Origin of the sequence: Pseudomonas qingdaonensis (assembly GCF_018398475.1) — a bacterium.
Lineage (GTDB): Bacteria > Pseudomonadota > Gammaproteobacteria > Pseudomonadales > Pseudomonadaceae > Aquipseudomonas > Aquipseudomonas palmensis.
Genome location: NZ_CP074676.1, coordinates 3,095,233 through 3,113,691 on the forward strand (window position 1 = coordinate 3,095,233; position 18,459 = coordinate 3,113,691).

The following is an 18,459-nucleotide window of genomic DNA, read 5'->3' on the forward strand; positions in this document are numbered from 1 at the left end:
ATCATACAAGCCGCCGAGCGTGTGCAATACACAGGTGCGTGCACCACCCCATCTGCAGGATAAGAAGAACTGATAAGGCATGAGGCCTAATCATTGGATCTGATAAGGCTCACCGTTCAAGAATGCGCACCTGTTCTGCTCCCCCTGCCTTCTGGAGAAATACATGTCGTTTGTCGTGCCTGTTCTTGACCCGCAGATTGCAGAGATAGCACCTGGGTTCCGTGCCATGAGCATCTGCGTCAAAGCCACGCCGATCACCCGGCCCGAGGTGGCGACCAACGCCCTGACGCAGGCCTGTGAGGCGGTCACGGCCGGCGCCCCGGACTGGGCAGAGGCGCACCTTGCGGCATGGGCACACACCTTCCGGCTGTTCGGCGCCAAGCCGCAGCGCACGCCGTGCTCGGCCGAGGCACTGCGCAAGCGCGTGCTGCGCGACGCCGTGCTGCCGAGCATCGACCCCATTGTCGACCTGTACAACGCCATCAGCCTCAGGTTCGCCGTGCCGGTCGGCGGCGAGAATTTCGCTGCCTACATAGGTGTGCCGCGTTTGACCGTTGCCACCGGTACGGAGCTGTTCGACACCATCAAGGACGGCAGCGCCGCCAACGAATCGCCCGACAAGGGTGAAGTGATCTGGCGCGACGACCTGGGTGTGACGTGTCGGCGCTGGAACTGGCGCCAGGGAACCCGAACGCGCCTGGACGCCGATGCAGAACAGATGTGGTTCATCCTCGAAAGCCTGCCTGCAATGCCCCTGGAGGCACTGCAAGCCGCGGCTGACGAACTGGGCACCGGGCTTTTGCAGATGATGCCGGGCGCCACGATCGACCGGCAGTTGATCGAACTCTACTGAGTTGTGCGCGCCGAGGGTCAGAGCCGGTGAACGCTGATCTCGATCCCCTCCTCGGGGTCGGGCACCCGAAAGTGGCTGGTGATCAGATCGAACTCGGCGTCGGTCGCGGCGAACTCATGCTCGGCGCGGCCGTTGCGAAGGTGCAGCCTGGCCCGGCAAGTCTCATCGCTTGCCTCGATGTAGTGAACGCAGTGCGGCACCTGTGCGGCGTCGGCCAGGGCGCGCAGCCATTGGCGATCGGCAGGCGTGTTGGCCGGAAAGTCCAGCACCACGCTGGTGCCCGCCCTGAGCATGTCGGTAACCAGCGGCCCCATCACCGCCCGCACCTGGCGGGCAAGGCGCACGTAGTCGGCCACCGAGTGGAACTGCTGCGGGTACAGCCTGGAGAGCCAGTGATCCTCGCTCAGCAAGATCGCCGCGTGTTCGGTTGCCAGGGCCTTGGCCAGTGTCGACTTGCCGGAGGCGATCTTGCCGCACATCAGATGAAGCGTCGGGGTGACCATGGCGTTGTCCTGATTGATGAACCCCCATGATGCCGTGCCGGCGCTTGCACCCACAACAGTAGAACGCGCTCAGAGGTTCATGCCGATGGCCAGCCGGTTGAACGCATTCATCAACGCCACCGCCAAGGTCAGGTCGGAAATCTCGACGTCGGAAAAATGGGCTTTCAAGGGCTCGTACAACGCATCGGGGGCGCCCTTTTCGCTGACGTGGGTCAGCGTCTCGGCCCAGGCCAGTGCGGCGCGCTCGCGCTCGTTGAACAGCCCACTGATGCGCCAGCCGGCCAGGCAATCGAGCTTGGCTTGCGCCACCTCGCTGTCACGCAGGGTTTGCGAATGCTTGCCCAGGCAGAAGGCGCAGCCGTTGATCTGCGAAACGCGCAGGTACACCAGTTCGATCAATGGCAGGCCCAGGGAACTGGCGGCCAGTGCGTTGTTGGTGGCGAGCAGGCCTTGGTAGGCCTCAGGCGACAGGGAAGCGAACGGCAGTCTGAGTTGGCTCATGGTGAAACTCCAGTGAAGTGAAAGGGATCAGGCGCAAACCTGTGGGTTGAACAAGGGCTCCAGCGCCAGGCGCGCGCGGCCGGCGTCGATTGCGCTACGCACCGCCTGCTCGCTGCCCACCAGGCCCTGCAGGTAGGTGAAGTGCAGGTCGAACAGCCCGAGGGTGTTGAGTACATGGCGCAGGTACGGCGTGAGAAAGTCTGGTTGGCGCGCCGCCTCGCCCTGGTGAATGCCACCGGAGCCCACCAGCACGTACACCGGGCGGTCGCGCAGCAAACCGACCTTGCCCTGCGGGCCGGCACTGAAGGTGCGGTGAATGCGCAGCACGTAGTCGATCCACAGCTTGAGCGCGGCCGGCAGCATGAAGTTGTGCATGGGCGTTGCAATCAGCAGCACATCGCTGCGCTCCAGTTCCTGGATCAACGCCTCGGACACCTCGAAAGTGGGTGCGTCGAATGGCGTGCGGGTGGTCAGGGCGCGGGCGTAATCGGTATCGAGCGGGGGCAGCGGGCTCGCGCCCAGATCACGCTCGATCAGTTGCAGCCCGGGGTGGCGCCGGCGCAAGGTGGCGACCAGCTCCAGCGCCAGTTGATTGGCATGGGACACCGGCCCCTGCGGGCTGGCGTTGAGCAGCAGTACGTTGTTCATTGCGGGCTCCCCGACTTAAGGCTCTGGGTGAAGTGCATGCCACGGGCCAGCAGCCCCTGGCGAAAATAGAAGCGCTGGGCCAGCGGCATGTGCAGGCCGGTATCCAGCACGAAGTGATCGCAACCGCGCTGCAGCGCCTCGTCACGCACGGCGCTCAGCAACTGCGCGCCCAGGCCGCCGCGTTGCAGGTCGGGGCTTACCACCAGGTCATCGACATAGATGAAGCGCCCGTACAACAGGTTTTCCAGCGGGCGGTAGCCCGCCAGGCCCACCACCTGCTCACCCTCCCACGCCGCCAACAAGCGGTAGCCCTGCGCCGACTGACGCTGCAGCTGCGCCACATAGTCGGCCAGGTCGTTGAGGTGCGGGCGCAGTACACGCATCAGTTCAAAGCTGGCTTCAAAGGCTGCGTGGCTTTCGAGGTGTTGAAGGGTGTAGGCCATGGTCGTCGTCCGCTTTTCAAGAGCGCCCACTTTAAGCAAGCAATGGCTTAAGCTACAGGGCCGAAAAATGAATAAACGACTAGGCCAAGATGCTTTCCTTCGAACTGGACCGCAGCCAGCAGGCGCCGATCTATCGTCAGCTCTACCAGCGCTTTCGCGAATCCATCGCCGACGGCCGCCTGCGCCCAGGTGATCGCGTGCCGGCCGTTCGCGCCCTGGCCTCCGAGCTGAACCTGGCGCGGGGCACCGTGGAGGCGGCCTACCAGTTGTTGATCGGCGAAGGCTACCTGATGGCGCGCGGCGCCGCCGGCACGGTGGTCACCCCGCAACTGACCCCGGTTGCCCCACCCCAACTGGGCCATGGCCTGGCCGCCAGCACCTACCCGACCACCCATTCCGGCGAGCTGCCACTGCCCTTGCAGATGGGCCTGCCGGCCCTGGACGCCTTCCCGCGCAAGCTGTGGACGCGGCTGGCCGGCCGGCAACTGCGTCAAGGCGGCCTGGAAAGCCTGGTGTACCCGGACCCACGCGGCCACGCACCGCTACGGGCGGCGATTGCCACTTACCTGGGCATCTCGCGGGGCATCACCTGCCGCCCCGAGCAGGTGTTCGTGTGCGCCGGCTATCGCGCCTGCCTCGACCTGATTTGCCATACGCTGATGCAGCCGGGCGACCGCTGCTGGCTCGAGGAACCCGGCTACTTCATGGCCCGCAACGCCCTGCAGGAAGCCGGCGCGCAGCTGGTGCCCGTCAGCGTGGACGACCAGGGCCTGGATGTGGAACAGGGCATCGCCCGCGCGGTGGATGCGCGCTTTGCCGTGGTCACCCCCACCCACCAGAGCCCGCTGGGCGTGTCGCTGTCGCTGCCGCGCCGGCTGGCGCTGCTGGCGTGGGCCAACCGGCAAGGCAGCTGGATCATCGAGGACGACTACGACAGCGAATACCGTTATCGCGGCAAGCCCCTGCCCGCCCTCAAGAGCCTCGACCAGCAGGGCCGCGTGCTCTACACCGGCACCTTCAGCAAGGTGCTGTTCCCCGGCTTGCGTCTGGCCTACCTGGTGGTGCCGGCGCAGCAGTGCGAGGCCTTCGCCCGCCAGGCCGACCGGCTGCACAACCACTGCCCTTACCTGCTGCAGGCCACCGTGGCGGCGTTTATCAACGAAGGCCACTTTGCGCGGCACCTGAACAAGATGCGCAATCTGTACGCCCGGCGCCGGCAATGGCTGATCGAGGCATTGCAGCAGCAGTTGGGCGAGCGTTTGCTGATCGATACCCAGGCAGGCGGCATGCACCTGGTAGCCGGTTTGCCCGGCGTGGACGATGTAAAACTGGCCAAGCGCGCGCGGGCCGCCGGGCTGGCGGTGGAGCCGCTATCGCAGTGGTACCTGGCAGGTGCGCCCAGGCACGGGCTGGTAATGGGGTTTACCAATGTTGCCAGTGCGCAGCAGGCGGCGATGGTGGCGCGGGAACTGGCTCGGCTTGCATAGGGGCAGCAACCCCTATCAGAGCAAACCCGGCTAGGCACGACGAGGGGGCAAAGGCGGATGCTATTGCTCACCGCATCTTCAGGAGGTTTTGTTCGGTGACCGACTCAAGCAACAGCCATGCCTACGCAAAACGGTTCGACGCCGTACTCGCCTATATCGATACCTGCCTCGAGGGCGATCTCTCGGTGAGTGCACTGAGCCGCGTCGCCAACTTCTCGGTGTTTCATTTTCACCGGCAATTCACGGCGTATGTAGGCGTGCCGGTTGCACAGTATGTGCAGTTGATGAGGCTTCGGCGCGCTGCGCATCAACTGGTCGGTTCACCGGGTCAGTCCGTGCTGGAGACAGCACTGGGTGCTGGCTTCGAAAGCCCCGAGGCCTTTTCAAGGGCGTTCAGGCGCGCCTTTGGCATGGCGCCGAGTGCGTTCGCCAAGGCACCGAGCTGGCAGGTCTGGAATGCGGTCTTCGTTGTCCCTCACTTTTCCAGGAGTATCACCATGCAGATACGTACCGTAGCGTTCGCCGAAACCCGCGTGGCGGCGCTTCAACATTGCGGGGCGCCCGGCCTCGTCAGTCAAAGCGTCAGTCGTTTTCGTCAGTGGCGCATGCAGAGCGGTCAGTCGCCAGTAGCCGTGAGCCGCTCGTTTGGCATCCCCTATGACAATCCCGATACCACGCCCGCAGAGGCCTTCAGGTTCGCGATTTGCGGCGAGATAGACGAGGCCGTGCTGCCCAACGAATTCGGCGTGCATGAACGGGTCATCCCGGCAGGGCGTTGCGCCGTGATTCGCCATACGGGGTCGCCTGACTACATCGGAGAATCCATCTACCCGCTTTACCGCGACTGGCTACCCTCCAGTAACGAAGAGCTTCGGGATCACCCGTTGTTCTTCCATTACCTGAGCGTGTTTCCCGAAACACCGCAGGATCAATGGCAGACGGATATCTACGTTCCGTTGAAATAGGCGAAGCTGGCGTGTGAAACGGGTTGCCGCTCGGTGGGTGAGTTGCTGGCCGAGCGGCAGTGGTGCCAAAAGCGGACCGTGCGAGCCGATGTCTGAGCCACCGGCCTTCGAAAGTCGTAAATCATCAAACCGGCAGGATGCGCGTCCAGTAACGGGTAATCTGCTGGATTCGGATGGGTAACGAACGGGCGATAGTGTTCAATGTCAGCTCGATGTTGCCAAGCGAGTACGAGCCCGACACCCGCAAGTGGCTGACCTCCGAGGCGCAGCCCAGATAGCCGGGGCAATAGCGCTGCAACTCGTTGATGAGTGTATCCAGCCTCCAGCCCTCCACTACCAGCCGCCCCTGAGCCCAGGCCTCTTCGCCTTTTTTCAACGGCTGCGTGGCAAACAGTCGCTGACGATCAAGTGTCACCGATTGCCCTTGCTCGATCACGACCTCGCCTTCAGCCTGCTCAGGACGGACCGCAACGGCATGCTGGTAGACGCTGAGGCGTGTCAGCCCGTCGAGTTGGCGCACGGCGAAGCGAGTGCCCAATGCGCGCAGATCACCCTGTGCGCTGCGCACCAGCAACGGACGTGAGTCCTTGCCGGTGGTTACATGGACCTCCCCCGCCCGAAGCACCAGCAAGCGCGTGCTGGCATTGAACATGACATCCAGCGCGGTATCGGTATCCAACACCAGCAGGGTGCCGTCGGCAAGAGCCGCTTGGCGCTGTTCTCCGGTGCGCGTTCTGAGGTCGGCCATCCATCTGGGTGCAACGTCATATCCCTGCCATGCCAATGAACTGGCGCCGGCGCCCAGCAACAGCCCCTTGAGTAGCGTGCGGCGATTCGGGCCGCTTTCGCGCAGCGTGGACTTTTCCATGACGTTCCAGGCCAACTGCTGCGGCATGCCGCCCAGGCGCGCCTGCAATTCGGTCAACTGCTGCCATGCCCATTCATGCTCCGCCCTCCGGCAGTGCCAGCGTTGCCACTGCGCGCGCAGCGCCGCGTCTTCAGGGTTCGCGCACAGCTGCGCGAACCACTGCGCCGCATGGCGAAGTGCTTGGCGCTGGGCGTCGGTGGTCACCACGGATTGTCCATCAGGTACAGGAGGCAGCGTTCGGTGGCCCGGGCCATGTACTTGGTTACCGAGCTGGCGGACACCTGCAGGTGCTCGGCGATTTGAGGGTAGGTCAGCCCTTGCACTTGCGACATCAGGAACGCCGTTTTGGCCTTCACGCCCAGGCCGTCAAGCATGCGATCCAGCTCCAGAAGTGTCTGGAGCAACGAAAGCTGTTCTTCGGCAGAAATCTCGAACGACTCGGGCTGCGCGGCGAGCACTTCCAGATAGGCACGCTCCACCGACTGACGGCGAAAACTGTCGATCATTACCCGCTTGGCGATGGTTACCAGAAAATGCCGAGGCTCATTGAGCATGGCCGCCCGGGGTTCACGGCGCTCGGCGAGCAGCACGCGAACAAAGGTGTCCTGGGCGAAGTCTGCCGCCGCCTGCGAACACCCGGTGCGCTTGCGCAGCCAACTGATGAGCCAGGGTTGATGGTCGTTGTAGAGGGTCGCGATAAGGTTGCCAGACGGCATATCCAGGCCAAACAGTGAATAAGAATTAATCGCAATATAGTGAAATGATGGCCTGAGAGCAATCGACTTCTGGCCGTGAAAATCAGGCCAGGAAAAAATTTCGAAACGCGTTGTCACTTTCCTCTCGGCTACGCGACTCCTTTTGCAGACACCTCACAAAATGCCAACAACCGCATCAGGAGTAAGCATGCAGCATCCCCTTCCAGGCTTCTGCACCGCCACGTTGAACACCCCAAGCGCGCTATGCCTTGCCCTACTTGGCGCATCGTTGTTGATGGCCACTCCAGCACTTGGCCACGCGGCTGAAGGCCAGGTAACAGCCCGTACGCTGCATCAGCAGGAATTTGCCATTGAAGCCGGGGCGCTGGCCACTGTGCTGAACAGCTTTGCCACCGAAGCAGGCGTGGTGCTGTCGTTCGACAACGGGCTGACCGAAGGCAAGCAGAGCCGGGGCATCAATGGCCGCTACAGCATCGACCAGGGCTTTGCCGTGTTGCTGAGCGGGTCCGGGTTGCAGGCGGTTGCAGGTGGGGACAACAGCTATGTGCTGCTGCCGGTTGCACCGTCGGGTTCATTGCAACTGGACGCGACCAACGTGACAGGCTCGGGGCTGGGCACCATCACCGAGGATTCGGGGTCGTACACCACAGGTAACACCACCACAGCGACGCGGATGAATCTCTCGCTGCGCGAAACGCCGCAGTCGATCAGCGTCGTCACGCGTCAGCAGATGGACGACCAGAACATGCAGTCCCTGGAAGACGTTGCAAGGGCAGCCACGGGCATCAGCACGGTCAAGGGGTTCGGCACTGAGCGTCCGCTTTACTACTCGCGAGGGTTCCAGGTCGACGACCTGCAATTCGATGGCCTGCCGAGCAGCGTCACGGAAAGCTTCTCGATGGACGTCATGTCGGTGAACAACATGGCCATGTATGACCGGGTGGAGATTGTTCGAGGCGCAAACGGCCTGATGCAAGGGGCAGGTAATCCGTCTGCGGCCATCAACATGGTTCGCAAGCGACCGACACGTGAATACCGGCTCAAGGCAGAGATCGGTGCTGGCTCGTGGGACAACTACCGCACGCAACTCGACGTTGGCGGCCCCTTGAACGCAGAAGGCACCGTGCGTGGCCGTACGGTCCTGATGTACAACAGTCGAAACAGCTACCAGGACTACGCTGACAAGGACAACCAACTGTTCTACGCCATCGGCGAAGTCGACCTGAATGACTCGACCACGGTTGCAGTGGGGGCGTCCTTCCAGCAGGACAACAGTGGCGGCTACGATTGGGGCGGTTTGCCTACCCACCTGGATGGCAGCTCATACAACTTCTCGCGGTCGAAGTCGTTCGCTGGAAAGTGGGCGTACCTGGACAAGATCAACCGCAACGTCTTTGCCGATATCAAGCACAGCTTCAATGAGGACTGGAACCTCACCGTCGCCACTAACCTGATTTGGTCCAATTCGGATTTTCTCGCTCAGGTTGGGTACCACACCAAGGACACCGACTCGACGATGCAGTACTGGCCGAACAGCGCCCGCTACGATGATGAACAGATCAATCTCGACGCGGCGCTCAACGGTGCGTTCAACCTGCTGGGGCGCAAGCATGAGGTGGTGATCGGTACCAACTTGCGGCGTGACAGGCTGCAATACGTCACAGGCTCGTCCAGCGTGAACCCTATCGTCGACATTCTGGACTTCGATACCTCCACATTCCCGAAACCGCAGATAGTCGGCAGCCTGACGCCCAGTCGACATGTGCGCAAGGACAAGGGGATCTATGCAGCCACTCGCCTGAACCCATTCGATGATCTGCACGTGATCCTGGGCAGCCGCTTGAGTTGGGTCGACTACGACACCCAGGGCCCGTGGGAGACGGACCGCTTCAGGGAAAACCGCAAGATCATCCCCTACGGCGGCATCGTCTACGACGTCAATGACACTACCTCGGTGTATGCCAGCTATACCGAGATCTACAAGATGCAGAGCAACTACAGCGTCGACAACAAACTGCTCGAACCCACAACGGGCAGCAACTACGAAGTGGGCGTAAAAAACGAACTGTTCGATGGCAGGCTCAATACCTCCCTGGCGCTGTTCCAGGTGGATCAGACAGGCCTTGCGCAGGTCGTGCCCGAGGCTGGGCGCGTGTGTGGGCCCACGCGCGATTCGCGGTGCTACACCGAGGGCGCCAAAGTACGAAACCGCGGGTTCGATGCCGAGGTCTCGGGCGAGTTGATGCCCGGGTGGAATGCCTCCATGGGCTACACCTACAGCCATCCAGAATACGTGGCGGGTAGCAGGAAGGGTGACACCTATGGGACAGAGAACTCGCCACAGCGACTGTTCAAGGCCGCCACCACCTACCAGTTGCCAGGTAGCCTGGACCAATGGCGAGTCGGAACCAGCGTGTACCATCAGAGCAAGCTGTACCTGAACAGTATTTCGCAGAGTGCCTACAACCTTGTGGACTTGAATGCCAACTTCCGGATCGACCAGAACCTGAGCGTTCAGTTGAACCTCAACAACGTTTTCGACGAGAAGTACTACACCGCGATTTTCAGCCAGGACACCGGAAACTATTACGGCGAACCCCGCAACTTTGCCGTCACGCTGCGCTACGAGAACTAGCCGTGAGCAGTGGTCGATAGGGCGATTTCAAGCGGCTGTAACGGCCGCTTGGACGGACCCTATGCTCACCAGTATCTTCATGTTGAACGGCCAGGCAGTTCGTGCGGGGTGAGCCGGGTGGTGGGCGAGCGAAGTGACAGCTCCGCACGAACAGCCGCATGCATCGAACTGGATCAGAAAGCCACCGAACGCTGACAGGCCGACGTCGCCACGATCTTCCCGCGCTTTAGCACCATCAACCGTGTGGGCAGGTCGAGAATCACGTCACCCACCGAATGCGTCTCCAGCAACACCACGTCAGCAGGCGCACCCGGCACCAACCCATAATCCTTCAACCCCAGCGCTTTCGCCGGATGGGTAGTGAGCATCGACAGTACCGTGGCCTGGTCATCCGCCCCGCCCAGGTGACAGGCCGGAATCGCCAATTGCGCGATGTTGAGCAAGTCGCCGGTGCCAAACGGGGTGAATGCGTTGCGAATATTGTTGGTGGCAAGGCACACATTCACGCCGCCATCACGCAGGGCCCGCACCGGCGTCAGGGTACGGCGCACGTCATGGCTGTCGCCGCGCGCACCGAGGTGCAAGTCGGTGGCGGGCAGGCACATGACGCTGATGCCAGCCTCGCGAATCAAGGCAATGATCTCCCGCTGTTTGTGCGGCGCCACGGCACCCAGGCTGGTCAGGTGACCGACGCATACGCGCCCTTGATAGCCTTGCTCGATGGTCTTGCGCGCCAGGTACTCAATGGTCATGTGTTCGGCGTTGTCGGCGAAGTCCTGATGGAAGTCGATGTCCTTGCCGTAGCGCCTGGCCAGGTTGAATACATAGTCGATGTGGTCATGGGCCGAGTCGTCGTTGTAGGGAATGCCGCCCACTACATCTGCGCCCTTCTCCATGGCCTCAACCATCATTGCCTGCATGCCCGGTAGTTTCAGTATTCCCTCCTGCGGAAAGGCCACCACCTGGATGTCGATGACGTCGCGCAGCTTGTCGCGCAGTTCCAGCACCACATCAAAGCCGGTGAAGCCTTGCACCGGGTCGAATTCGGCGTGGGCGCGTACGTGGGTTGTGCCGGACTGCACCAACGCACGTAGTGCTTGAGTGGAGCGCGCGAGAATGTCGTCGCGAGTCAACGTGGGTTTGAGCTCGGCGGTAACCGCTATCGCCTCCTTCAACGTGCCGGAGCGATTGGCCTTGCGATGCATGATGTTGGCTTTTTCCAGGTGCAGGTGCCCTTCGACAAAGCCCGGGATCAGCACGTGGCCGTGGCCCTGGATTTCCTGCACGGCCTGCACTGAAATTGTCGGCGCGATCTCGACAATCTTGCCGTGGTGCACCGCTACGTCCATCAGCGGTTTTGTATCGTCGATGCGCACATTGCGAAAGATCAGATCCATGACGTTGGCCCTCTATGATGCTGCCCCAAGGCGCATCGGTAAAAAACGAACCATGGGCAGCTCAACCGTTGGAACAGCCGTTACCCATCACTCGGTATTCAAGAATGTGTTTCTGGCCCTTGGAGTCTTCATACGTCATGAGCACAGGTACCACGGCGCAGACGTGCGCGACTTCGCTGATGGAAATGACGCGGGCGATGTCCAGGTGCTGGGCATAGCTGTATTGCTCAACCGGTATCGGTTCGTCGGCCATCGCCGCAGCACAGAAAAAACTCGCTATCAGTACAGGTAACGCCTTCATGTTCAGAGGCCCTCCTCCACATTTTCAAGAACATGGAGCCCGGCAGCCATGCAGCGCCGGGCCCCATGGGTGGGGTGATCAGAACGGTTTGGTCGGCAGGTACTTGCCATCCAGGGTGATCACCGCGCGGGAGCCGCCGTCTGGGTCATCGACCTTCTTGACGTCCAGTTTGAAGTTGATGGCGCTGATGATGCCGTCGCCGAACTTCTCGTGAACCAGCGCCTTGAGCGTGGTGCCGTAGACCTGAATCATTTCGTAGAAGCGGTAGATGGTCGGGTCGGTAGGAATGCCGTTGCCGATGCTGCCACGCAGCGGGATGCTTTGCAGCAGGAGCACGGCATCGGCGTCGAGGCCCAGGGTGTCGGCAACCACCTGGGCTGCGTTGGCCGGCAGCGGGTGCTGACCAAGCAAGGCGGCGGTGACAAAAGCTTCGTGCAGGCCGGTGCCTTCTGCAATCTGAGCGAACGACAGGTCTTTGCGGGCCTTGGCCAACAGGATGACGTCGGTCAGGGCAAGGCGAGTGTCTTGGCTGATTTGTGATTGGATCATGGGGATATCTCCGTGGGTAGAAACTAGGGTTAGTGGGTAGCAACGCAAGCGGTAGGGCTTTCGGCCAGCGACACGAACTTGCCGGTGCGGCTGTCGAAGGCCTGGATGCAGCCGCTTTCGATGTCGTAGACCCAGCCATGCAACGTCACGCGCTTTTCTTCCAGCGCGAGGCGTACCGAGGGGTGTGTCTGGATATTGGCCAACTGCGCGATGACGTTTTCGCGCACCATCGAGGCGACCTTGGCGTGCTGATCGACATGCTGGCGGGCCTCGTTGACCACCCGACCGGAATCGGCGTAGCGCAACCAGCCGGCCACGGCGGGCATGTTGTCCAGGCATTTGCAGGTGGCGATGGCGGTCATGGCGCCGCAGTCGGAATGCCCGCAGATCACGATGTCGCTGACTTTCAAGGCTGCGACCGCGTACTCCACCGAGGCGGACACACCGCCTGGCTCAGGGCCGTAGGACGGCACGATGTTGCCCGCATTGCGGATGACGAACAGGTCGCCCGGCTCACGCTGTGTGACCAGCTCCGGCACCAGCCGGCTGTCGGAGCAGGAGATGAACAGCGCCCGCGGGCTCTGCTGGTTGGCCAGGTCTTTGAACAGGCCGGCACGTTCAGGAAAGGCATTGCGCTGGAATTTAAGGAAACCGTCGATGATGTCTTGCATGGTTGACTCCGTTGGTTCGCGATGCGATGAGGCAAAGGTTACGGAGGCCGTGCAATAAGGTAAAAGTCTCATATATGATTATCTGCATCAGATAAACTTATAGGTACAGGCATGCTGGCGCGCCATATTCAGTATTTTCTTGCGGTCGCCGAACATCAGGGCTTTACCAGTGCCGCGGCGGCACTGCATGTTTCGCAGCCCGCGCTGTCGCAGCAAGTGCGCCAGCTGGAGGAAAGCCTCGGGGCGCAGTTGTTCGATCGCTCAGGGCGCAAAACACGCCTGACCGATGCCGGGCAGGTGTACCTGCGTTATGCATTGCGGGCGGCGCAGGAGCTGCGCGAAGGCAAGCGGGCGATCCATGATGTGGGCGATCTCAGTCGAGGAACGCTGCGCATAGCGGTGACGCCAACCTTCACGACCTACCTGGTCGGGCCGTTGGTGGAAGCCTTTCACAGCCGTTACCCGAACATCACGCTGAACGTGCATGAACTGGCCCAGGAGCAGATGGAGAACCTGCTGCTGAGGGACGAACTGGATGTGGGGATTGCGTTTGATGAGGTGCATGCGCCAGACATCGAAGCCTATCCGCTACTGGTTGAAACGCTTGCCCTGGTCGTTGGTAGCCGACATCCGCTGGCCGGGGCGCGGGCTGTCGGCCTGGAGACGCTGAATGCGCAGTCGCTGATTCTGCTCAGCAAAGCGTTCGCCACCCGCGAACAGATCGACCGCTATTGCAACCAGCACGGCATTCGCCCGCGCGTGGTGATGGAGGCCAATGTAATTGGTGCGTTGATTGAGGTGGTGCGCAGAACCACGCTGTCGACGTTGCTGCCGGCTGCCCTAGCGCAGGAGCACCCAGAGTTGGTGTCTGTCGAGTTGGGGCCGCATCGGCTAGAGCGCACAGCGGTCTTGATGCAGCGCAAGAATGTCTATCAATCTGCGGCTGCCCGTGCGTTTATGGCGCTGGCCAAGGAAGTGGCCGGTGATCTGACGACCAAAACAGATGAGTAGCAGAATACGAAGGGCTTTCAGCGTGCCCGCAACCTCTTCCATGTCGCCATGTACCGACCCATGGCTCGGTACTCAGTACTTGCCCTGCCAGTGCTGCTAAAGTGGCTTATCCATAGGGTTCCGAGGGCTATCGTGTATGTCCGATGCAAGCGAGCTTGTCAATGACAGTGAGGTGTACAGAACCCTTCTGGAGTCGACCAAGGCGATTCCCTGGAAGATTGACTGGGCCTCGATGAAGTTCACCTACATCGGCCCTCAGATCGAGGCGTTGCTGGGCTGGAGCCCTGAAAGTTGGGTGAGCGTGGAAGACTGGGCCATGCGCATGCATGCAGAAGATCGCGAGCATGTGGTGAACTTCTGCGTGACGCAATCCAAGGCTGGCGTGGACCATGAGGCGGACTACCGAGCGCTGACCAAGGACAACGGCTATGTGTGGATCCGCGACGTTGTGCACGTGGTGCGCAATGACAGGGGCGAAGTCGAAGCGCTGATCGGCTTCATGTTCGACATCAGCGAACGCAAGAAGACCGAAGACCAGTTGCTGAGTTTGCAGAAGGAACTGGAGGTGCTCTCGTTCAAGGACGGCCTGACGAATATCGCCAACCGCCGTCGCTTCGACAGCTGTTTCGAGTTGGAGTGGGAACGTGCGCGCCGCGAGCGCCGGCCATTGTCGCTGCTGTTGTTGGACGTCGATTTTTTCAAGCAGTACAACGATTTGTACGGCCATATTCAAGGCGACAAATGTTTGATAGCGATTGCCCAGACGCTGAGTTTGGCGTTGGATGGCCCACGCGACCTTGTGGCTCGCTATGGCGGCGAAGAATTTATCGTGCTGCTGCCCGAAGCCGATGCCGAGGTGGCGCGTAAAGTGGCTGAGCGCTGCCAGCGGTTGATCCAAAAGCAGTCCATCGTGCATGCGCTATCGCCACATGACCACCGCCTGACTGTCAGCATAGGCGCGGGTTCGATGGCGCCAGGCGAGTGGGACAGGCCTACAGACTTCATCAAAGCCGTGGACCAGCAGCTCTATGCGGCTAAAAACAACGGACGGCACCGCATTGAGTATGTGCAGTTGGAGGGGTTGTCGGGCTGTTCAGCAGTTGAAGGTGCAGAAGAACAAACAACTGCCCGTCCTTCATAGAGGGTCATCAGCAGCCACGGTGATGCTGGAGAAAACGCAGCGGCGAGTGCGATTCGAGATTACTGGGCAAACACGGTCTCGGCCGTCGCTAACGGACCCAAGGCTGCCGGTGGTTAACGGCAGCAATTGGCCATAAGCGGACTGTAGACAGATAGCTGGCATTCCTACGCTGGCATTCTAGTAATCTCACAACGCTAAAAAGGAACATTCATGTTGGTCATTCAAATTGATCGGGATAGCGTGCATGCAGGGGATGATCTGGAAAGTCACAGGACATCAATCAGGCTTGATCCTGCAGTAACACTGCGCGCTTTGTTCGAAGCGATCCAAGGTATGGGTTACCTGCCTGACATCAGTGGAGGCAAGGCGACGTGGATTATTTGTTCGTCTGGCAAACACATAGGTGTTTTAGCTCAGCAATGGCCAGAAACTAAATTGTTAATCCCCGCCGAGAGCCTCCTGAGTCAGTATTTTGGGGATACCGAACCTCGCCTTCTGTTCAGATATTGGTGCCAGGCAGATCCAGACCATGTCTTTTCACAGATCAAAGCTGGAAATGAACCGCCGTCTCGATTTTAGGACTGGCGGGGGCTACCTACTGATCCAGAAGCTAATATGCCTGCTTTGGGTTGTGGCGGCCTGTTGCAAAGGTGGGCTACCGAGCTATAGCTGCATCCTTTCGGGTTTGCTAGCCCGAGCACCTTAGGACGTGCAAGCGTCCATCCGTCTCAGCTGACACCTTTTTGCACCCGCTGTTTCGTTTTATGACGGCTGTACGCAGGGCGCATTCGTGCGCGCTGGGTTCCTGGAGTCCCGGTCTACCATCCTGCTTACGGCCGTCACCCTTTGTCGTCGGGTGTTATGGCGACTGTACGCGGGGCGCATTCATGCGCGCCGGGGTCCTTGATCCCTGGTCTGCTAACCCGCGTACAGCTGCCTCCCTTTCGTTCCACGGGCCGCACACGCGGCCTACCGACCGTCCCCATTGTTACTGTTTCCCCAACAATGCTTTTCGACCTTGAGCATTTATCCGCCCCGCCTCGCCCGCCTAAACTGGCCACCGTTTTCAGGCAGCCCTACCGCGCCGACTCCGCAAAGGCCATCCCAACGCCAACACCCTTTCCCAGAGCCTTCGGCGCCCCCCGTATCGAATGATCGCGCACGCCCTTGCGCGCTGATCGCCACACCCCACGGGTTCGATCTTTACCGCTGCCGACTGAATGCCTTGACCCCTGCGCAGAGCCTGCGTGCACTTTCCATTGACTAACGGAACGTATGAAAAAAATGACGGATGACCATCAACCGCAAACTCGGAAGTTTGCACTCGGCACCACCGCAAGGGTGCTGTTTGCCCTGCTGGTGCTGCTCGTATCGCTGGCGATGATCTACGGCGGCTTCAAACTGGTAGCACTCGATGGCTCGCCGTACTACCTGATCGCAGGCGTTGCATACCTGCTGCTGGCAGCGCTGATGTTCCTGCGCAAAAGCGCCAGCATCGCCCTTTCGGTAGCCATCGCCCTGGCAACCTGTGTGTGGGCATTCTACGAAGTCGGCCAGTTCAGCTACTGGGAGCTGCTGCCACGCCTGGTGGTACCGGCAATCATCCTGACCCTCAGCCTGTGGGTCGGCGCAGCCTTGCCCGGCACCTCGGCAAGCACCCGACGCCTGGCCAACCGCTTCGGCTTTGCGGTGTTCGCGGGGCTGATCGCGACCTTCGTGGCGGCGTTCTACCCGCACGGTGCAATCTCCACCCCGCTCGCCTCCACGGCCAAGCCTGCGCCAACCGAAGCCCCCGCCGCGCCGGAAAACTGGGAGTTCTTCGGCCGCAACGCCTCGGGCACGCGCTTTGCGCCGTTCAGCCAGATCACCCCGGCGAACGTCAAGGACCTGCAAGTGGCCTGGATCTACCGCACCGGCCGCAGAACCACGGGCGCCGGTGCCGGCGTGGACGAGAACACCCCGCTGCAGATCGGCAACGTGCTGTATTCATGCACGCCAGAAAACCTGATCACCGCCCTCGACGCCGACACGGGCAAGCCGATCTGGAAGTTCGACCCGCACGCGCGCAGCGCCGAGCACGTGACGTGCCGCGGCGTGGGCTACCACGACATCGACAAGGACGACAGCCTGAGCGCCGAGGTCAAGGCCTCGTATGGCGAGCAGCAGTGCCGCCAGCGCATCCTGGTGTCGTCGGTCGACGCCCGCCTGTTTGCCCTGGACGCACACACCGGCACCCTGTGCCCGAGCTTTGGCGACAACGGTTATGTCGACCTGAAAAAAGGCATGGGTCCCACCGAGAACAGCAAGCGCTACCACCCCACCTCCCTGCCCGTGGTAATGGGCCACCTCACCGTGGTCGGCGGCTGGGTGCGCGACATCGTCGCCAAGGAGCCGTCGGGCGCCGTGCGTGCCTTCGACGTGGTGACCGGTGCGCTGGTGTGGGCCTGGGACATCGGTGCGCCTGAAGGCCAGGACGCAACCGCCAGCGACCACCAGTTCACCCTGGAAACCCCCAACGTGTGGACCGTGCCCACCTACGACAAGGCACTGAACCTGGTGTACCTGCCCACCGGCAACGGCCCACCCGACTACTGGGGTGGCGACCGCAACCAGGCCAAGGAAAAGTACGGCTCGGCCGTGGTGGCCGTCGATGCCTCGACCGGCAAGGCCAAATGGGTGTACCAGACCGTGCACCACGACGTGTGGGACTACGACCTGCCGTCGCAACCGGTGCTGTACGACATCAAGAACGCCCAGGGCGAAAAGACCCCGGTGCTGATCCAGACCACCAAGACCGGCAACATCTTCGTGCTGGACCGCCGCACCGGCCAGCCGGTGACTGAAGTTCAGGAGCTGCCCGTACCGACATCCCCCGCCGCCGAAGGCGAACACCTGGCACCGACCCAACCGCACTCGGTGGGCATGCCGGTGATTGGTGCCGAGCCCCTGACCGAGAAGTCCATGTGGGGCGTGAGCACCTTCGACCAGCTGTACTGCCGCATCATGTTCAAGGACTCGGTGTACGTGGGCCCCTTCACCCCGCCGACCGAAAAGCCCTACATCGAATGGCCGGGCCTGCTGGGTGGCATGAACTGGGGTGGCATCTCCATCGACGAAAACACCGGCATGATGTTCGTCAACGACATGCGCGTACCGCTGCGCATGGCGCTGGTCACCAAGGAAAACACCAGCAAGTTCAAGGTTTCCACCGATGAGGTGCCGGGCTTCATGGGCACGATTCGCCCACAAGTGGCGGGCATCTATGGCGGGGTAAAAATCGACATTCTGCAATCCCCCCTGGGCGTACCGTGCAACACCCCGCCGTTCGGCAGCATGAGCGCCATCGACCTGAACACCCAGAAACTGGTGTGGCAGGTACCGCTGGGCACCGTGCAGGACACCGGCCCCCTGGGCCTCAAGACCCACCTGCCGATCCCGCTGGGCATGCCGACGCTGGGCGGCCCTACCTCGACCGCCTCGGGGCTGGTGTTCTTTGCCGGCACCCAGGACTACTACCTGCGGGCCCTGGACTCGGCCACCGGCAAGGAGGTGTGGAAAGCCCGCCTGCCGGTAGGTGCAGTGGCAGCGCCGTTGATCTACCAGTCGCCGGCGACCGGCAAGCAGTATGTGGTGATCTCGGCGGGCGGCATGAGCCATTCGCCTGATGTGGGCGACTACATCATTGCCTATGCGTTGCCCGACGGTACTGAACAGCAGTAACACGCTGGTGGAAGCCGTATGAAAATAATCCCCGGTTTCGGGGATTATTT

The 18,459-nt window shown here is 61.4% G+C and carries 18 protein-coding genes; 8 read left to right on the plus strand and 10 right to left on the minus strand.

The window, feature by feature from the left end:
* Window positions 1-163: 163 nt before the first annotated feature.
* A complete protein-coding gene (locus KH389_RS14075; protein ID WP_100632828.1) occupies window positions 164-853 on the plus strand; it encodes a B3/B4 domain-containing protein in 690 nt (229 codons plus the stop codon).
* Window positions 854-870: 17 nt separating this feature from the next.
* Here KH389_RS14075 and KH389_RS14080 read toward each other — a convergent pair whose 3' ends face one another.
* The 4 genes from KH389_RS14080 to KH389_RS14095 all read right to left on the minus strand — a co-directional run bounded on the left by KH389_RS14080 (window position 871) and on the right by KH389_RS14095 (window position 2,948).
* The gene (locus tag KH389_RS14080; RefSeq protein ID WP_213605688.1) at window positions 871-1,356 is read right to left on the minus strand and encodes a P-loop nucleotide/nucleoside kinase family protein; all 486 of its coding nucleotides are present in this window, start codon (window positions 1,354-1,356) and stop codon (window positions 871-873) included.
* Between the two features lie 69 nt (window positions 1,357-1,425).
* The gene (locus tag KH389_RS14085) at window positions 1,426-1,857 is read right to left on the minus strand and encodes a carboxymuconolactone decarboxylase family protein (RefSeq protein WP_213605689.1); all 432 of its coding nucleotides are present in this window, start codon (window positions 1,855-1,857) and stop codon (window positions 1,426-1,428) included.
* 27 nt (window positions 1,858-1,884) lie between these two features.
* Window positions 1,885-2,505 carry an FMN-dependent NADH-azoreductase gene (locus KH389_RS14090; protein ID WP_213605690.1) on the minus strand — a complete coding sequence of 207 codons (621 nt, stop codon included), beginning with the start codon at window positions 2,503-2,505 and terminating at the stop codon, window positions 1,885-1,887.
* On the minus strand, window positions 2,502-2,948 hold the full coding sequence (locus tag KH389_RS14095; protein WP_213605691.1) for a GNAT family N-acetyltransferase: 447 nt from the start codon (window positions 2,946-2,948) through the stop codon (window positions 2,502-2,504). The genes KH389_RS14090 and KH389_RS14095 overlap by 4 nt, the downstream gene beginning before the upstream one ends.
* A gap of 89 nt (window positions 2,949-3,037) precedes the next feature.
* On the opposite strand from KH389_RS14095, the gene pdxR reads away from it, so the two are divergent.
* Together pdxR and KH389_RS14105 are read left to right on the plus strand one after the other, a co-directional pair.
* Window positions 3,038-4,435 carry a MocR-like pyridoxine biosynthesis transcription factor PdxR gene (gene pdxR / locus KH389_RS14100; RefSeq protein ID WP_213605692.1) on the plus strand — a complete coding sequence of 466 codons (1,398 nt, stop codon included), beginning with the start codon at window positions 3,038-3,040 and terminating at the stop codon, window positions 4,433-4,435.
* A gap of 95 nt (window positions 4,436-4,530) precedes the next feature.
* Window positions 4,531-5,400 (plus strand): AraC family transcriptional regulator, encoded by an 870-nt coding sequence (locus KH389_RS14105; RefSeq protein ID WP_213605693.1) that lies wholly within the window; start codon window positions 4,531-4,533, stop codon window positions 5,398-5,400.
* Between the two features lie 124 nt (window positions 5,401-5,524).
* On the opposite strand, the gene KH389_RS14110 is transcribed toward KH389_RS14105, so the two are convergent.
* Entirely contained in the window at window positions 5,525-6,472 is a 948-nt protein-coding gene (locus KH389_RS14110) for a FecR domain-containing protein (RefSeq protein ID WP_213605694.1), read from the minus strand.
* Window positions 6,469-6,984: a sigma-70 family RNA polymerase sigma factor gene (locus KH389_RS14115; RefSeq protein WP_213607531.1), complete on the minus strand. Its 516-nt coding sequence runs from the start codon at window positions 6,982-6,984 to the stop codon at window positions 6,469-6,471. The genes KH389_RS14110 and KH389_RS14115 overlap by 4 nt, the downstream gene beginning before the upstream one ends.
* 187 nt (window positions 6,985-7,171) lie before the next feature.
* Between KH389_RS14115 and KH389_RS14120 the strand changes: the two genes are divergently transcribed.
* Window positions 7,172-9,619, plus strand: a complete 2,448-nt coding sequence (locus tag KH389_RS14120; RefSeq protein ID WP_058540085.1) for a TonB-dependent siderophore receptor — start codon at window positions 7,172-7,174, stop codon at window positions 9,617-9,619.
* Window positions 9,620-9,792: 173 nt separating this feature from the next.
* On the opposite strand, the gene KH389_RS14125 is transcribed toward KH389_RS14120, so the two are convergent.
* The 4 genes from KH389_RS14125 to KH389_RS14140 all read right to left on the minus strand — a co-directional run bounded on the left by KH389_RS14125 (window position 9,793) and on the right by KH389_RS14140 (window position 12,537).
* A complete protein-coding gene (locus KH389_RS14125; protein WP_213605695.1) occupies window positions 9,793-11,016 on the minus strand; it encodes an amidohydrolase family protein in 1,224 nt (407 codons plus the stop codon).
* A gap of 61 nt (window positions 11,017-11,077) precedes the next feature.
* On the minus strand, window positions 11,078-11,317 hold the full coding sequence (locus KH389_RS14130) for a DUF2790 domain-containing protein (RefSeq protein ID WP_058540084.1): 240 nt from the start codon (window positions 11,315-11,317) through the stop codon (window positions 11,078-11,080).
* 78 nt (window positions 11,318-11,395) lie between these two features.
* Window positions 11,396-11,866, minus strand: a complete 471-nt coding sequence (gene cynS, locus KH389_RS14135; protein ID WP_043861410.1) for a cyanase — start codon at window positions 11,864-11,866, stop codon at window positions 11,396-11,398.
* A gap of 29 nt (window positions 11,867-11,895) precedes the next feature.
* Window positions 11,896-12,537, minus strand: coding sequence for a carbonic anhydrase (locus tag KH389_RS14140; protein ID WP_054914637.1), 642 nt, complete (start codon window positions 12,535-12,537; stop codon window positions 11,896-11,898).
* A gap of 111 nt (window positions 12,538-12,648) precedes the next feature.
* Between KH389_RS14140 and cynR the strand changes: the two genes are divergently transcribed.
* The 4 genes from cynR (at window position 12,649) to KH389_RS14160 (ending at window position 18,409) form a co-directional block, all read left to right on the plus strand.
* The gene (gene cynR / locus KH389_RS14145) at window positions 12,649-13,548 is read left to right on the plus strand and encodes a transcriptional regulator CynR (protein WP_116054324.1); all 900 of its coding nucleotides are present in this window, start codon (window positions 12,649-12,651) and stop codon (window positions 13,546-13,548) included.
* Window positions 13,549-13,684: 136 nt separating this feature from the next.
* Entirely contained in the window at window positions 13,685-14,689 is a 1,005-nt protein-coding gene (locus KH389_RS14150; protein ID WP_081315089.1) for a sensor domain-containing diguanylate cyclase, read from the plus strand.
* A 210-nt stretch (window positions 14,690-14,899) separates the two neighbouring features.
* Entirely contained in the window at window positions 14,900-15,268 is a 369-nt protein-coding gene (locus tag KH389_RS14155) for a hypothetical protein (RefSeq protein WP_078480310.1), read from the plus strand.
* Window positions 15,269-15,973: 705 nt separating this feature from the next.
* On the plus strand, window positions 15,974-18,409 hold the full coding sequence (locus KH389_RS14160; protein WP_213607532.1) for a membrane-bound PQQ-dependent dehydrogenase, glucose/quinate/shikimate family: 2,436 nt from the start codon (window positions 15,974-15,976) through the stop codon (window positions 18,407-18,409).
* Window positions 18,410-18,459 lie beyond the last annotated feature (50 nt).